Genomic DNA, 611 nt, shown 5'->3' with positions numbered 1-611 from the left:
CTTCTGAGCCGTAGGCTTTGTCACCAACAATATGGCTTCCCGTAAGATCAAACCCTTGAAGCAAATTGATCGCTGGAACGGAATCATAGACGTGCCCCCCCGTGAGAAGAAAAGCGAGGGGATTCCCTAATCCATCGACGACGGTATGAAGTTTGGTTGTCTTTCCGCCACGGCTGACGCCTATGTGCTGATTTACTTCGTGTCCTTCTGCGTTTTTTTAGCACCCGCACTGTGTTGATGAGCTTTGACCGATGTAGAATCGATGCTCAAGTTTTCAAAGTCAGGTTCTACGTGAAGAGCTTGGAAGATGGCGACAAGTAATCCGGTATCTCTCCACTTGCAGAAGCGACTGTAGACCGTTTTCCATGAACCATAAAGTTCTTCCGGCAAATCTCGCCAAGCCGCACCACTTCGGGCAATCCAAAGAATGGCATTAAACATGGTACGATTACTTAATTTGGACGGACGTCCTGTTCGATAGGGGGGGAACATGTCCTGAATTTGTTCCCACTGTTCATCGTTTATTTCGTACCGTCTTTGAATCATGCTCGTTGCTCCATTCGTTTTTCCTAAATCATACCACATTTTCTTTAGTTTTCAGACACGTCCTA

General features: G+C 46.5%; 1 pseudogene. It reads right to left on the bottom strand.

Annotation, left to right across the window (positions count from 1 at the left end):
- Positions 1–546, bottom strand: a pseudogene (locus AC3WQH_RS25535) (IS5 family transposase); the annotation flags it as partial.
- Positions 547–611: the final 65 nt, after the last annotated feature.

This window comes from Brevibacillus sp. FW301-21C12A (genome assembly GCF_058788915.1).
The sequence above is the reverse complement of the archived record's forward strand: the minus strand, read 5'-3'. Positions and strand labels throughout refer to the sequence as shown.